General features: G+C 46.1%; 11 protein-coding genes. 7 read left to right on the plus strand and 4 right to left on the minus strand.

Annotated elements, in window-relative coordinates; genetic code table 11:
- Positions 1-140 precede the first annotated feature (140 nt).
- A complete protein-coding gene (gene rsmF / locus L4D06_RS07360; RefSeq protein WP_274162620.1) occupies positions 141-1,574 on the plus strand; it encodes a 16S rRNA (cytosine(1407)-C(5))-methyltransferase RsmF in 1,434 nt (477 codons plus the stop codon).
- A 300-nt stretch (positions 1,575-1,874) separates the two neighbouring features.
- On the opposite strand, the gene L4D06_RS07365 is transcribed toward rsmF, so the two are convergent.
- Together L4D06_RS07365 and L4D06_RS07370 are read right to left on the minus strand one after the other, a co-directional pair.
- Positions 1,875-2,711: a CvfB family protein gene (locus L4D06_RS07365; protein ID WP_274162621.1), complete on the minus strand. Its 837-nt coding sequence runs from the start codon at positions 2,709-2,711 to the stop codon at positions 1,875-1,877.
- A 338-nt stretch (positions 2,712-3,049) separates the two neighbouring features.
- A complete protein-coding gene (locus L4D06_RS07370) occupies positions 3,050-3,853 on the minus strand; it encodes a putative PEP-binding protein (RefSeq protein ID WP_274162622.1) in 804 nt (267 codons plus the stop codon).
- A 340-nt stretch (positions 3,854-4,193) separates the two neighbouring features.
- Here L4D06_RS07370 and L4D06_RS07375 point away from each other — a divergent pair, with 340 nt between their 5' ends.
- Positions 4,194-5,252 (plus strand): 3-deoxy-7-phosphoheptulonate synthase, encoded by a 1,059-nt coding sequence (locus tag L4D06_RS07375; RefSeq protein ID WP_274162623.1) that lies wholly within the window; start codon positions 4,194-4,196, stop codon positions 5,250-5,252.
- A gap of 62 nt (positions 5,253-5,314) precedes the next feature.
- Positions 5,315-5,794, plus strand: a complete 480-nt coding sequence (locus L4D06_RS07380; protein WP_274162624.1) for a YajQ family cyclic di-GMP-binding protein — start codon at positions 5,315-5,317, stop codon at positions 5,792-5,794.
- 110 nt (positions 5,795-5,904) lie between these two features.
- Here L4D06_RS07380 and L4D06_RS07385 read toward each other — a convergent pair whose 3' ends face one another.
- Positions 5,905-8,289 (minus strand): helicase-related protein, encoded by a 2,385-nt coding sequence (locus L4D06_RS07385; RefSeq protein WP_429738716.1) that lies wholly within the window; start codon positions 8,287-8,289, stop codon positions 5,905-5,907.
- A gap of 360 nt (positions 8,290-8,649) precedes the next feature.
- Between L4D06_RS07385 and L4D06_RS07390 the strand changes: the two genes are divergently transcribed.
- From L4D06_RS07390 to L4D06_RS07405, 4 genes are all read left to right on the plus strand, one after another.
- Positions 8,650-10,341, plus strand: a complete 1,692-nt coding sequence (locus tag L4D06_RS07390) for an NAD-dependent malic enzyme (protein WP_429738534.1) — start codon at positions 8,650-8,652, stop codon at positions 10,339-10,341.
- A 129-nt stretch (positions 10,342-10,470) separates the two neighbouring features.
- Positions 10,471-11,163, plus strand: coding sequence for a SanA/YdcF family protein (locus L4D06_RS07395; RefSeq protein WP_429738536.1), 693 nt, complete (start codon positions 10,471-10,473; stop codon positions 11,161-11,163).
- 287 nt (positions 11,164-11,450) lie between these two features.
- The gene (locus L4D06_RS07400; RefSeq protein WP_429738537.1) at positions 11,451-12,821 is read left to right on the plus strand and encodes an SLC13 family permease; all 1,371 of its coding nucleotides are present in this window, start codon (positions 11,451-11,453) and stop codon (positions 12,819-12,821) included.
- Between the two features lie 187 nt (positions 12,822-13,008).
- A complete protein-coding gene (locus tag L4D06_RS07405; protein WP_274162629.1) occupies positions 13,009-14,097 on the plus strand; it encodes a ketoacyl-ACP synthase III in 1,089 nt (362 codons plus the stop codon).
- Positions 14,098-14,230: 133 nt separating this feature from the next.
- Here the strand turns inward: L4D06_RS07405 and L4D06_RS07410 are convergent, their stop codons facing one another.
- Positions 14,231-15,559 carry a GGDEF domain-containing protein gene (locus tag L4D06_RS07410; protein ID WP_429738539.1) on the minus strand — a complete coding sequence of 443 codons (1,329 nt, stop codon included), beginning with the start codon at positions 15,557-15,559 and terminating at the stop codon, positions 14,231-14,233.
- Positions 15,560-15,665 lie beyond the last annotated feature (106 nt).

Raw genomic sequence — 15,665 nt, forward strand, 5'->3', positions numbered from 1 at the left:
TGGGTGTAAGTGGCCCTATTAAGGCGCGAATCCTACAGGTTTCGCGCCTTTTTATCAGCTGACAAACGCTTCCATCTGGTTTCTCAATCACTTTCCTTTTACACTCCCCCGTTCAGAAACCCCATAGAGAGACCGTTCAGGTGCATCCAAATATCGACATGCCAGCATTGTTCTTAGCGCAAATAGAGCAAATCCTGCCTTCCCATCTTTCCATGACAGATTTTGTGGCCGCCTGTCAGCGCCCACTGCGTCGAAGTATTCGCGTTAATACACTTAAAACGTCAGTTGAAGATTTTAAGGTCAGAGCGGCAGAGAAAGGCTGGACGCTAACACCCGTACCTTGGTGTGAGACGGGTTTCTGGATCGATGAAGATGAAAACGAAGCCGTACCACTAGGCAATACCGCCGAGCACATGGCGGGACTTTTCTATATTCAAGAAGCGAGTTCCATGCTGCCGGTAACGGCGCTGATGGAGAACAACCAAGGTGAGTGGGAACGACTACTCGACATGGCGGCCGCTCCTGGCTCCAAAACTACCCAAATCGCCGCTGCTGTGGGGAATTCGGGCTTACTGGTTGCTAATGAATACTCTGCCAGTCGCGTAAAAGTACTGCACGCCAACTTGCTTCGTTGCGGCGTACACAATGTTGCCTTAACAAAATATGACGGCCGTGTATTTGGTGAATGGCTACCAGAAACATTCGATGCCATATTGCTTGATGCACCTTGTTCTGGCGAAGGAACCATTCGTAAAGATGCCGACGCATTCGCGAATTGGAGCCTAGAAGCGGTTAATGACATCGCTAATACGCAAAAAGACTTAATCGTCAGTGCGTTTCATGCGTTGAAAGCAGGCGGAACCTTGGTGTATTCAACCTGCACATTGAGTCACGAAGAAAACCAAGATGTTTGCCATTTCTTAAAGCAAACTTTTGGTGATGCCGTCGAGTTTGAATCACTCAGTACACTGTTCAACGGCGCAGACGCTGCATGTACAGAAGAAGGCTTTCTTCATGTGTTCCCGCAAATCTTCGACAGCGAAGGTTTCTTTGTCGCTCGCCTTCGTAAAACACAGAACGTCGGCAGCGAAATGATCAAAAAACGCCCGCGCAAATTCCCATTCCAAAAAGCCAAACCAGCCGATGCAGAATCGGTTGAAGCGTCACTTAAAGCGACGTTAGGTATTGAGATTCCTCAATCATCAAACGTTTGGTTGCGCGAAAAAGAAGTATGGATATTCCCAGCCGCCGTAGAATCAATCCTGCCGGAAATTAAATTCGACCGTATTGGCCTTAAGCTCGCAGAGTCTCACAAAAACGGATACCGCTGGCAGCACGAAACCATTATGGCGCTCGCGGATGGTTCGGAACCGCTATGTGTGAACCTATCGGCACAAGATGCTAAAGAGTGGTACATGGGGAGAGATATTCGTCCTGAGAACCTATCGGGGAAAGGTGAAGTGATTGTGTGTTACCGAAATCAACCTATCGGCATCGGTAAATGGGTAGGCAATCGGATCAAAAATGGCCTTCCTAGAGAGCTAGTTAGAGACGTCAATTTATTCATTGCTTAAGTGATGCTAAAAGTCTTAATGATGCTACAACCTTTGTGCCTTGCAGCGACTAACTTTTAAAAGGTTATTAATCTCCATTTAAACCAGTTAGCGCAAGGCTCTAACGAGCCATTCCCCTAAGCTCGGAACAGGAATCGTTCCGAGCTCTTTTTTTGTCCTTAATTTGCAAGCAGCTTGCTCCTCCGTAGAGAACTTGATGTCTCTTCCTACCCGTTTCCATCGTTATGAACCCCAATATATGACGTACAGGTACAAAAAAAGCTGCCAAAGCAGCTTCTCTTCTATACATGTCGTGCGGGTTTACTTGATAAGGTAAATGCCGTCTTTTTCGATACGAATTCGACGCTCTTTGTACAGACTACCGATGGTTTTCTTGAAGGTCGCCTTGCTGGTGCGGAAAATTTCGAAAATTTCGGTTGGGCTGCTCTTATCGGTAACTGGTAAGAAGCCATCTTTCAGCTCCAAGCTACGAATCACTTTGTCAGCCAAGTCATCAACCTTTCCTTTGCCAAGCTTTTGAAGCGACAAGTCAATTTTGCCATCTTCACGAATCTGCTTAACAAACGCTTTCAGTGATTTACCGACGAAGATCTTTCCGAACGCTTCGGTTTTGAAAATCAGACCTGAGTGAGCATCGTTGATAGCACATTTGTAACCCAAGTCAGTCTGCTCGACGACAGTAACATGCACTTGCTCACCCACTTTGTATCTCGCAGGGGTTTTATCAAGAAACTTGTTGAACTTAGTCGTGCCAACAATTCGACCAGACGCATTATCCATGTATAAGTAAACAAGGTACGAATGGTTTTCTTGCATCTTCATGCGTTGTTCACTGAACGGCACCAACAAATCTTTTGGTAGGCCCCAGTTCAAAAACGCGCCAACCGGTGTCGTGCTAATGCAATTAAGCTTTGCAAACTGGCCAACACTCGCCAATGGCTTTTCTGTGGTGGCGATAATTTCATCTTGTGAATCAAAATAGATGAACACCTCAATCTCATCGCCCAGTCGCGTGCCTTTCGGGACATATCGCTTAGGCAGTAAGATATTGCCATAGTCCTCACCACCATCGACGAATACGCCGAAATCTACTTCTTTGACCACAGTAAGAGTGTTCAACTGACCAATTTTAATCATTGAGGTTTTGCTCATCTATTTTAACTACCGCGCAGTATACGAGATTTATCGCTTTGACGGTTGTAGTAATTTAAAAACCCACACTTGATTGGTTTTTTATTGCACGTTTCTCCTTGTTTTCACCACTAGCAAAAAGAAAACGACGCCTGATTGCTTTACGTGTAGAGAAAACCCAATGCACTTATGCGAACGAGAACAAGGAAGCAGAAAGCAGAAAGCAGAAAGCAGAAAGCAAGAAAGGTTACGGCAAACATAAATGGCGGCAATGCGTTGAGCGACGAATGAAACTAAGACGCCACGTTAGACGTGGCGTTTAGCTAATGTTCTGGTCTTCGTATTTACTGATATACAACAGACACGTTGGCAGCTTCGGCCAGTTCAACAATGGCACTATCTGCTTGCTGAACTAATACTTGGACAGGCTTTTCCGCCAATTGGGTTTTTCTGATGGTATCCAAAATCAAACTGCGCACCGCTTCATTGTTCTTGTTGAACCCGTATGGCAGTGCATTATCATAAAAATCCACACCGAGAGTGAACGCTGCAAGATTGTCCACGTCTATGACGATGCCATCAAAGTAAGCGAGCAAAGGTTCAGCAAGTACCGCATTCGATGGCAGTTGGCATGCAAGTAATACCTTTAACCCATTTGCACCGCGGCAAAGGCCTTGTTCCGCGAGTAAATCAATAATGGTTGCGGCTTCGCTAGACGTACGAACAAATGGTACCACGATCTCAATGGGAAGTTTTTTGTCATAAATCGCCGATTTCAGCACGTCACATTCAAGTACAAACCCCGGCTTCCCGACTTTACTGGCAAAACGAGAGACACCTCGCAACCCCATCGCAGGATTAGCTTCACTCGGTTCAACGTTTCCATGCTCAAGGTCACGTAAAGAAAACGCGCTCTGCTCATTTAACATCACACGGAAGGGTTGTTCTGGCGCACGTTTGTAGGCTTGTTCAAGCAATTCCACCAACGATTCAATGGCCTGTTTTTTATCTTCGAGCGATGCAGGGTGAACACCAACAACATTATTATATAGCTGCCCCAATGCCACGAGCCCTATGGTCTGATCAGGGTTATCAAGCTGAGCGGGAATTTTAAGAACGGTAGAATAATTCAAATCCATCTGAGACATAGCGCACCAATACTGCCTTGTAAAAATCAACATGCCTAAACGGCACAAATAGCTGTTGAACTGTTGGCGACTTTTTCGCAAGCGCCTGATTTTCGTCCATCTACTTCAAAACATACCCAGAGTAGTAATGCGTTACAAGCGAAAAAATCAATTTGTTCATAGTTTTACTTATCAACGATTATTACGGCGCGAGCCGTGTAAAATTGCAGCAAAAATAGTACAAATACCCACCAATACCTAGAATAAATCGCTGAAAGATAAACTCGTTGCTTCTCTGAGTCCGAATTTTTGGTATCTTACTGCCTTTGCAACAACGCTGAAGTAAAGGAAGGCAGTGTCCATGCCGATTAAAACCGACGAACTAAGAACGCAACCTGTTGACACATTGCCAACGCCAGCAGAAGTGGAAGCTGCGTCTCCACTTTCTGATCATGTTGCAAACCATATCGCTCAAGCACGTCAGCAAGCTGAAGACATTTTAGCTGGACGTGATAACCGCCTGCTTGTCGTGGTAGGCCCTTGCTCTATTCATGACCCAGAAGCAGGGCTGGATTACGCAAAACGCTTAAAAGCATTCGCTGATACCCACCGCGACACGCTGCATATCATCATGCGCACCTACTTTGAAAAACCACGCACCGTCGTTGGCTGGAAAGGCATGATCAATGACCCTCACCTTGATGGAAGTTGCCACCTTCGCGAAGGCCTCTTCAAAGCGCGTAAATTCTTGTTGGATGTGAACGAACTTGGTATGCCAACCGCCACCGAGTTTCTCGACATGATCACAGGTCAATACATTGCCGATTTGGTGTCATGGGGCGCCATTGGTGCGCGTACGACGGAATCACAAATCCACCGTGAAATGGCGTCTGCACTTTCTTGCCCAGTTGGTTTTAAAAACGGCACCGACGGCAACACGAAAATCGCAATTGATGCCATTCGCTCGAGCCAAACGTCACACCTTTTCTGCTCGCCAGACAAACAAGGTGTCATGACGATTTATCGCACCAGTGGCAACCCTTATGGGCATGTTATTCTGCGAGGCGGACATCAGCCTAACTATCAACGTGAACATGTTGCAAAAGCTGCTGAGGATCTTAGTGCCTTTGAATTAACGCCACGCCTAGTGGTTGACTTCAGCCATGCTAACTGCGAGAAACAGCATAAACGCCAAATTGATGTGGCAGCCGATATTTGCCAGCAGATCACTGATGGCGATACCTTTGTTGCAGGTATCATGGCGGAAAGCTTTATCGAAGAAGGTAATCAAGCCGTCGATAAAGACAAAATTGATAGCTTAACTTATGGTCAGTCTATTACTGACCCATGTTTAAGCTGGAACGATACGACGACAATGCTACAAATGTTGTCAGATGCTGTAGAAAAACGTAACAGCTAACGCATAGAAAGCGTTAGCATCGTTACTCATATTATTAATTAGATAAACATCAGGAATACACTATGCCTTCTTTTGATATCGTGTCGGAAATTGACAACGTTGAACTAAGAAACGCCGTAGATAACTCAAAGCGAGAACTCGCTACTCGTTTTGATTTTCGTGGTGTTGAAGCCAGCTTCGAACTAAACAAAGAAGTCGTGAAAGTGTCTGCTGATTCAGACTTCCAAGTCACCCAAATGATCGACATTCTTCGTGGTAATTTGGCAAAGCGTGGCGTAGACGCCAGATCAATGGAACCAAAAGACGTCGTTCATACCGGTAAAACTTGGTCGCAAGAAGTTCACTTCAAAAACGGCATTGAAGCGTTGGTTGCAAAGAAACTGGTGAAAATGATCAAAGACGCCAAGATCAAAGTGCAAGCGCAAATTCAAGGCGAACAAGTGCGCATCACAGGAAAAAAACGTGATGATCTACAAGCTGTTATGCAGTTGGCACGTGAATCTGATCTTCAGCCATTCCAGTTTGATAACTTCCGTGACTAAGAATTACGTGACTAAGACTGCCTTGACTATGACTTCCTTGACTTAGTTACACGCATAAACGTATTAGCTATGTATATACAAAGCCACTTCCCTTTGGGTAAGTGGCTTTTTTATTTCACATCTACCACTCGGCTCGCTTTTTTATACTGCACGCGCCACCCATTCCATGAAGGAAGCTCCCAACGTTTAGGCCCGTCTTTTCGGTTTCCAGAAACATGGTGAACAACAACGGTGCGCTTAAACCTAAAGTATTCTGCGCTTAACGTCAGTTCAGGCAATACAACCCGTAACGGATAGGTTTGGACAAAGTCATCGAACTCCCATGAAGGGATGCCATCGAAATGAAGGTCATCATCACCAATGAGTTCCATGTCTTCGGCAGTTTCAACCCCTAACTCTGACAGTTTGTCCTCTAGCCATTCAGCAACATCAACGGGAGCTAATGGTTTTTCCGCGATCAATTGTTGATATAAATTCCAGTAAGCTATTTGGGTGCGACTCGTTTCACCAACGCCTTCCATTAAAGCGCCATCAAGAATCTGATTTACTATCGCCCTAAGCAAACTCGCCCCTTCAGCTTGATGCTCAAACTGGGCAATGACTCTCCCTGCATACACTTGATGGCGAACATCAAACACTTCACCATTGCGCTCAACCTGTGCAGCAACCTCTATATCCCCGATGTTGGCATCCGCGAGCCAAGAATAAGGCAATGGAGACATACAGGTCGCGTATGACGTGGTCTGTTTAGCGCCTCTTCCCGCTAGGTGGAATTGATCAAACACTATCGCCGCTTGATATTCTGGTGCGAAATCACTGTCTCTACTCAATACAACTTCACTGATCCCATTGCCAAATGCCTGTTGACGTTTTTCTCTTCTAACAAAGGCCAACTCTGGAGCAATGTCTATGACATTACGTAAAAACGATTCTCGCTGGAAACGGCTAGCAGCCTCCCATTGTGGGAGTTCAAACGCCTCACGCAACGACACCGCCAAACGCCTCGCTTCATCCAGCCCAAGCAGATCAACATCAATTTCTTCTGGCTGCTCACCACGAAGCACTGCGATAGATGTGACAGCGTCACACAGCGTTTGATTCCAAGCTTTCACGTTATCTAGCGCCAAATCACCCGCTTTTCTTTTCCATACAGACATTGGTGTTTGAAGTATCGCCACGAGATCACACATGGCTTCTTTGTTGGTTTTACTTGTCATACCGGAGATTAGGTGGGCAAACAATGAATCTATAGGCAATGGATAAAGCAACTTGCCATGCTCAGTCACAGAACCACTGTCTTCAATGGCCCCCATTGTGATGAGTCGGTTATAAGCTGAATTCAATGACTTGTCAGGCAGCGCAGAAAGAAAAGACAATTCATCTAATGTGAATCCGCAACATGCCGACGCAAGCATGGTTTCAATCAAATCTTCACGCTCAAGTTCCGGTGGCGTAAAAGCCTCCAACGGCGCGTGCTCGCCATACAACCTTTCACAATAACCAGCGCTTATCCGGCCTGCTCGCCCTGCTCGCTGTTTCGCACTGGCTTTTGATATCGCATGTAGCGCGAGCGCGGTACGACCATTGCGCTGGTGCGTTCGTCGCTCCATCCCTGTATCTATTACCGTCACGATACCCGGAATCGTCAAAGAAGTTTCAGCGACGTTAGTCGCTAGCACAATGCGTTGATGGCTCGCTGAGTGCAGTGCTCGTTTGCGGTCACCGTCCGTGACAGATGCATGAAGAGGAATAACATCAGCCCCAAACTCTTCTTCCAGCCCTTTTAATGCCGACGCACATACGTTGATTTCTTTTTTTCCCGGTAGAAAGACCAATATATCGCCACCACGCGCCAGTGCCAGTTCGACAATTGGCTTTACCCGCAATTCAAGCTGCTTGCCTGAAGGCATCAATTGGCTGTCATTCGCGTGATGCGATATAGTGACACCGTAACTACTTACATCTGCTTTTATCAAATCCGCATTAAAGTAGTAACTGAGTTTTTCGCTTTCCAACGTCGCGGAAGTAATAATCAATCGATGCGCATTGTGTTTGACTAACAAGGCCGCGAGTAAATCGGTTTCTGCGCGGCGTTCATGAAATTCATCAATCATTATCACGTCAAACGTCGCCAGTTTGTCTTCACTAAACCAACGTAAAACCACACCAGGCGTGGCGAATACTATTTGGGTATCTTCGCTGAATCGATAATCAAACTTAATGGCATAACCCACTTGTTGCCCAATTCGGTCCGCCGCTGATTTGCCCTTTTCACCGCTTAAGGTTTCCGCCACAAACCCGGCGAGAGATGTGCACGCGACACGACGCGGTTCAATCACGAGCACCCTACCTAATTTAGATGCCCACACAGGTAAACGTGTCGATTTTCCTGTGCCAGTGTCCGATTGGATTATCACGTTGCGATGCGCTAGTACGCTTTCAACCTCGGATTTAATCGAATCAATAGGAAGATGAATGACTTTAGAGGGAGTCATCTGAATTGGGTTAGATTTGCTCATGAATTCAATACGAAGGCGTGTGAATGGGAATGCTGCTAGTGTACCTCAGAAAAGAAGGTATGCACCTTCAGGATAAGTTTTCTCTGTTATGTGTCGTTTCCCACCCAATGCCTTTGGTCTAGCTCACTGTTTATGTGAACAGCAGACGCGTTTATTGACAATGCACTTGAACCAATAGGCTCTATCCCTCTACTATTGACGTTCTGGATAATTATTCCAACGTCCAAATTACTCACATAGCCAACTAGCCTTATATTGTCGAATCCTGCGTATTCAAGGTGCTTGGTTATACTTACTATTAAAATATCATTCTGAAAGAGTTGAGTTGTCTCCTCCATGCATAATCAAAAGCGCCCTCTCTACATTCCATACGCTGGTCCAGCGTTGCTTGAAACACCGCTCCTCAACAAGGGCAGCGCATTCTCTGTTGAAGAGCGCATGTTCTTCAACCTAGAGGGGCTTCTGCCAGAAGCTATCGAATCTATCGAAGAACAAGCTGAACGTGCTTATAAACAGTATCTGCGTTTTGAAAATGACATGGATAAGCACATTTACTTAAGAAATATCCAAGATACCAACGAAACCCTGTTCTACCGTCTGGTGAATAACCATATCAGCGAAGTGATGCCAATTATCTACACGCCAACAGTCGGTGCGGCTTGTGAGAATTTCTCTGAGATCTACCGTCGTGGTCGTGGCCTGTTTATTTCATACCCTAATCGCTTCCGTATTGACGACATGCTTAACAATGCTTCTCGTCAGAACGTCAAAGTTATCGTTGTCACTGACGGTGAGCGAATTCTCGGTCTGGGTGATCAGGGCATTGGCGGTATGGGGATTCCTATCGGTAAGTTAGCACTGTACACCGCATGTGGTGGTATCAGTCCAGCTTATACCCTACCTATCGTACTTGATGTCGGTACCAACAACCCACAACGCCTTTCTGATCCTATGTATATGGGTTGGCGACACACGCGCATCACTGGGCAAGAGTACGATGACTTCATTGAAGAGTTCATCCAAGCAGTTCAACACCGCTGGCCTGATGCACTTATTCAGTTTGAAGATTTTGCTCAAAAGAATGCCATGCCGATTCTTGAGCGCTACAAAGACCGTGTTTGTTGCTTTAACGATGACATACAGGGTACGGCTGCCGTTACTGTTGGCTCATTAATTGCTGCATGTAAAGCGGCTGGCACCAAACTCTCTGAGCAACGTATTACCTTTCTTGGCGCGGGCTCAGCAGGTTGCGGCATTGCCGAAGCAATCATTGCGCAAATGGTCTCTGAAGGTATTAGTGACAAAGAAGCTCGCCAACGCGTGTTCATGGTCGATCGCTGGGGCTTGTTGATTGACGCCATGCCTAATTTGTTGGATTTCCAACAGCGCCTGGTTCAGAAATCATCTGCCATTAAAAACTGGGAGCTGGCTGACCAGAACATCTCATTGGTTGATGTCGTGAAAAACGCCAAGCCCACTGTACTTATCGGAGTATCTGGCGCGCCGGGCTTATTCAGTGAAGAAGTGATCAAAACAATGCATGAGCATTGTGATCGTCCGATTGTATTCCCACTGTCTAATCCAACGAGCCGCGTTGAAGCGACACCTTTTGATATTCTTCGTTGGACAAATGGTGAAGCACTTGTGGCAACGGGCAGCCCGTTCGAGCCAGTGGTATTGGACGGAGGTAAAACCTTCACCATCGCCCAGTGCAATAACAGCTACATCTTCCCAGGTATTGGGCTAGGCGTATTGGCGACAGAAGCAAAACGTGTCACGGATGAAATGCTGATGGAATCAAGCCGTGCATTGGCAGAGTGCTCTCCTTTAGCGAAATTTGGTCGCGGGCCTTTGCTTCCGCCTCTCGAGGAAATTCAAACCGTATCTCGTCATATTGCGCTTGCTGTTGCAAAGAAGGCTATTGAACAAGGCGTCGCCCTTGAGTTAACAGACGAAGCATTGCAAGAGCGTATTGACGCTATTTTCTGGCAACCTAAGTACCGTCAGTACAAACGTACCTCGTTCTAATACTTCATGGATTGAGTCATTACAAATAACCTCCGCAGATCTTAATTATGCGGAGGTTATTTTTGTCATTTTCCAAATTTTAGTTTAACCTTCTGGTTCCTCACTGGTTTTAGTGCCTTTCAAATTGTGATGTCATTTCGTAAAGCGTCAATTTTTGTCTCAATCATTATTACTGCTTCGCTACTGAGTATTGTGGCGATGGATCTCTGGGTGTCTTTTCAGGCAAGGGATCGAATTTATGACTCTATTGAGGCGACCCCTTCACGCAACATAGGTCTCGTATTGGGCACCAGTAAATACATCGGCAAAACACTAAACCCTTATTACACGTACCGTATTGAAGCCGCGCAACAGCTATACATGAACGACAAAGTTGATGTGTTACTCCTCAGCGGCGATAACGCGCATCGCTCATATAACGAGCCGTGGACGATGAAGCGGGATATGCTCAGAGCAGGGATTCCCGATGATCGCATCTTTCTTGATTACGCAGGGTTTCGCACACTCGATTCCATCGTAAGAGCCAAGAAAGTATTCGACGCCGATGAGTTCACGCTCGTCACCCAAGCTTTTCACTGCGAGCGTGCACTGTTTATCGCCGATTTCTACGATATCGACGCTATTTGCCTTGCTGTTCCCAGCCCAAAAGGACTTGCAGGCCTTAAAATTCGTACTCGTGAAGTTCTTGCTCGTGTTAAGGCGATACTAGATATCTATGTCCTAAACGAACAACCCAAGTTTTTGGGCCCAAAAGAGACCATCAAAACAGATTCGCTCTCTATTCCTCAACATGCCGATGAGAGTGTAAACACGCCTAACTGATCCCTTCGTGTTCAACGATAGCTATACAACAAACAACAGGCACTAAACATCCGGCTCTATGCCGTGCTAAACGAAATTCATCCCTGCCATTTCCTCACATTGAGTTACATCCCCCAACCCTATGGGTAGAAAACCACCCATTAAGAAATCACGCCATCGCAGTTTTAAACATCCGCGCTACATCTTGTTCATAACGTGGCTTTGCGCTCTCTACAACTCCATTAACTAACGCAATAATGCTTTCGATTTCAATAGAAAAACCCTACATATAATTAGAGGAAGTCGATATGACAGCATTAACCCTTGCTTTCAAACATTGGCTATTTAACAAAAATAGCCTAATTCTCTTAGCCGACGTGGCACTGTTTGCCATATTAATGAACGTTCTCCCGTACGAGAAAGATGTTGTTATAGGGTTAAGCTTACTCGTTTTTGTCGCCATACTTTGGCTGACAGAAGCTCTACACGTCAGTATTACCGCCCTTCTTGTTCCCGTATTAGCTGTAGGCTTAGGCGTGTTTAATACACCCGCCGCGCTCGCCAATTTCTCAAACCCAATTATCTTTTTGTTTTTGGGCGGCTTCGCACTCGCCGCGGCACTTCATACTCAAAAGCTTGACCAAGCCATTGCAGATAGAGTGCTGCTTCTAGCTAAGGGCCGAATGAGCGTGGCGGTAATGATGTTATTCGGCGTCACCGCAGGCCTCTCCATGTGGATTTCAAACACGGCAACAACCGCCATGATGCTTCCTTTGGTACTTGGCGTACTGGGCAAGGTGAATGCTAAATCTGAACGTGGAACCTATGTGTTTGTACTACTTGGTATCGCTTATTGCGCAAGTATCGGTGGCATCGCAACGATTGTAGGTAGTCCGCCAAATGCGATTGCAGCCGCAGAAGTTAACTTGAGCTTCGTCGAGTGGATGAAGCTAGGTTTACCCATCACAGTGACACTATTGCCGATCACCATTGCTGTGCTGTATTTACTGACTAAACCAAACTTAAGCCACACCTTTGAGCTGGACCACAAGCCCGTTGAATGGACCAATGAACGTCGCATTACCATTGCAATTTTTGCACTTACCGTGTTCTGTTGGATATTTAGTAAACCTATCAATCAAATGCTAGGAGGCTTGAGTAAGTTCGATTCATTGGTCGCTATTTCAGCCATCATCCTTCTCGGGGCTTCTCGTGTGGTTAAATGGAAGGAAATCGAAAAAACAGCAGACTGGGGCGTACTATTGTTATTTGGCGGCGGTCTATGTCTCAGCAATGTCTTAAAAGCAACAGGGACCAGTGTTTTCTTGGCTGAGGGTTTGAGCAGCTTCCTCTCTTCTGCAGGGATGTTCTTTACTCTGCTTGCTGTGGTTGCCTTTGTCGTATTTCTAACAGAGTTTGCAAGTAACACTGCCAGCGCAGCCCTGCTTGTTCCAGTGTTTGCCACTGTTGCTGAAGCACTCGGTGTTTCCCCCGTGATCCTTTCGGCATTGATAGCAGTCGCTGCATCGTGTGCATTTATGCTCCCTGTCGCGACACCACCAAATGCGATTGTGTTTGCATCAGGCCACATCAAGCAATCTGAAATGATGCGTGCTGGTATTTACCTCAATATTGTCGCTATCACCGTACTCGCCATCTTTGCGTGGATGTTCTGGTGATCACTGAAGGCGCTATCATTTGAATTCATATCATTGGTAGCATTCTGCCGTAACAATCATATCAAGTGGCCTTTTGGCCACTTTTTTGTTTAACCACTTATTTTACTGGTGCCAAAGCGTCGGTTATTTGTTTCAGCCATTCGCAAGCGTTAGACTGAGTGCAATTCCATTAGAACAAGAGACTATCATGCCATTTGCAGAAATTACGGGCTGGGGGAAATGTTTACCTCAGGCTGAGCTTACAAATAATGACATCAGCACAATCATCGACACGTCCGACGAATGGATTTCATCACGTACAGGTATCAGCGCTAGGCGTATCAGCCACGTTAACACTTCCGATATGGCTACCGTTGCGGCAAAACACGCGTTAGCAAGCGCAGGCATCAATGGCGAAGACGTTGATTTAATCATAGTGGCCACCTGCTCTCCAGATACGCTGATCCCGAACATTGCATCGAAAGTCCAGCTAGATATTGGCGCGAAACGCGCTGCAGCCTTCGATTTAAACGCAGCCTGCACAGGGTTTCTTTACGCATTAGAAACCGCAACGCGAATGATCCAAGCTGGCGCATATAAACACGCAGTGGTTATCGGTGCAGAGCGACTGACGTGGTATCTCGATTGGAGTAAGCGAGATACCGCCGTATTGTTTGGAGATGGTGCTGGCGCCGTTGTTCTCAGTCAAACCGATAAAGAAGTGGGTTTGCTTGATGCACAATTAGGCTGTGATGCTGAAGGGCGTGACGTCTTGGCCATTCCAGCCTTTGGTACTGCCATGCAGCGTTTTGAAGAGGACAGCGGATACTTCAGCTTCAATTTCGTGGGTCGTGAAATTTTTCGACGTGCAGTGAAAGGCATGGGAGCAGCCGCCGGTGCTGTCCTGGGTCGCGCTAACGCAACCGCCAATGACATTGATCTTGTTATCCCTCACCAAGCAAACAAACGCATTATTGAAGCGCTTTGCGATCACGCTAAGATTCCGTTAGACAAAGCATTTATCAATATACATAAGTACGGAAATACCTCTGCCGCCACCATTCCTATTGCGCTATGTGAAGCAGTAGAAGAAGGTCGCGTAACACCAAACAGCACTCTGTTAATGGCAGCTTTCGGCGCAGGCTTAACATGGGGTGCTGGCATGATTCGTTGGGGCGATCGTATCACTCCAATTGCAAACTCAGACGCAGCATTACCCCCGCCGGAAACATCGGCACTAGGCCTGCTGGAAAACGCTGTCAAACATTGCAAAGAAAATGCCGAGAAGAACCAATAGTGCCGGCATAGGCTAGCTGGACAAAACGGCTCTCTCGATAAAGAAAAAGCAGCGATTATCGCTGCTTTTTTTGTGCTCTTTCTGTGCTTTTTTACTTAACGTTTAGTGCGCTGGCGTAACAGTACAAATTACATCAGGCATCGGCTGGTATAAGCGATTCAGCAAATACCTCTACCCTATTTCTACCACCGTTTTTCGCTCGGTATAATGCGTCATCGGCGTCAGCAATCATTGCTGCGATACTCGCTTGACGCATAGAAGAAACACCAATACTGCATGACAGTAATTCACCATGAGGCCAAGTTGCCGCTTCAAACGCCCAACGGATCTTTTCTGCAAGGAATGATGCTTGTGCTAAATTTCGTTTCGGACAGAAAATCACAAACTCTTCGCCACCCCAACGGACGATAACATCGCCACCTGAAGCAGATTCTCGCATGATGTCTGCAGCCAACACGAGTAAACGATCCCCCATATCATGTCCGTAGGTATCGTTAACGCGTTTAAAATGATCGATGTCTATGCACAATACGGTGCAACTTCTGTCAGCACGTGACGTAATACGCTCTTCAAGCGCTTCATAAATATCCAGACGATTTCGTAGCCCTGTCAGCGCATCCGTCGTTGCTAACACAGACAAAGTTTCACTTTTTTGCTTTAACGCCATATTGATAGACTTGAGACGCTCCGCTCGCGAGCGCTCCTGCTTATACGTGAGTCGGCTTTGTCTGTACTTGAGGGCCAAAATCACCACAACAACCAGTAACCATAGTGATGTAATCCCTCTAAATAGCTGCGATTCGGATAACCAAAGCCCTTCAAAACGTATACTTTTAATCACCAACACATGATCACCAATAGCTGGAGTACTGCTGGTTGCTATTTCGATTAGCGGTACGTTTGTCAGTTCTGGTCCTGCATGCTCTAGCGCCAGATTCCGATCTGCAATCCACCATGATAGAACCTGAAAGGCATTCAATGGCAACGTATATTCAGATAAGACATCACTAGGGTTATATTCCAATCCATTGAATTTCATGGACACTGGATCTTCTACACTCGAATATTGCGGGTTATAGTTGCGAAGGTAAACTCGTAGTCGCTCATTGGGCATTGGCGCCTTATATGCGGCTTCAATAACCAATGAATGATAATGCGTCAGATCGACACCTTGTGTTACATCATCACTGATGCTAATCGCGACCTCGCAAAACGGCCACTTATACGCTTCACCTAAAGTGCAACTTAATACGGCATTCCCTGATTCATCTGTAGTAACAATACCGCGAGTATCTCCACCCATCGGGGTGTCATCAATATAACGGTAGGTTAATTCCGTAGGTGACAAGGTAAATGTTGATTTAGCGCCACCAGCGTAAAACCACAAAATTGAAGCAATAGAAAAAAATACGAGAGTGAACAGTACGATCAATGTTCTCGACGTGGATGCACTTGAAATCACAGAATCATTCATCCATTTATTATTAACACCAATCTTCACAGCGAGTTCGTCAATGCCTCAAAACAAGAAGGTTAATCAAAATGCCATCGTTCCATACAAACAGAAA

Origin of the sequence: Enterovibrio makurazakiensis (assembly GCF_050336585.1) — a bacterium.
Classification (GTDB): domain Bacteria; phylum Pseudomonadota; class Gammaproteobacteria; order Enterobacterales; family Vibrionaceae; genus Enterovibrio; species Enterovibrio gelatinilyticus.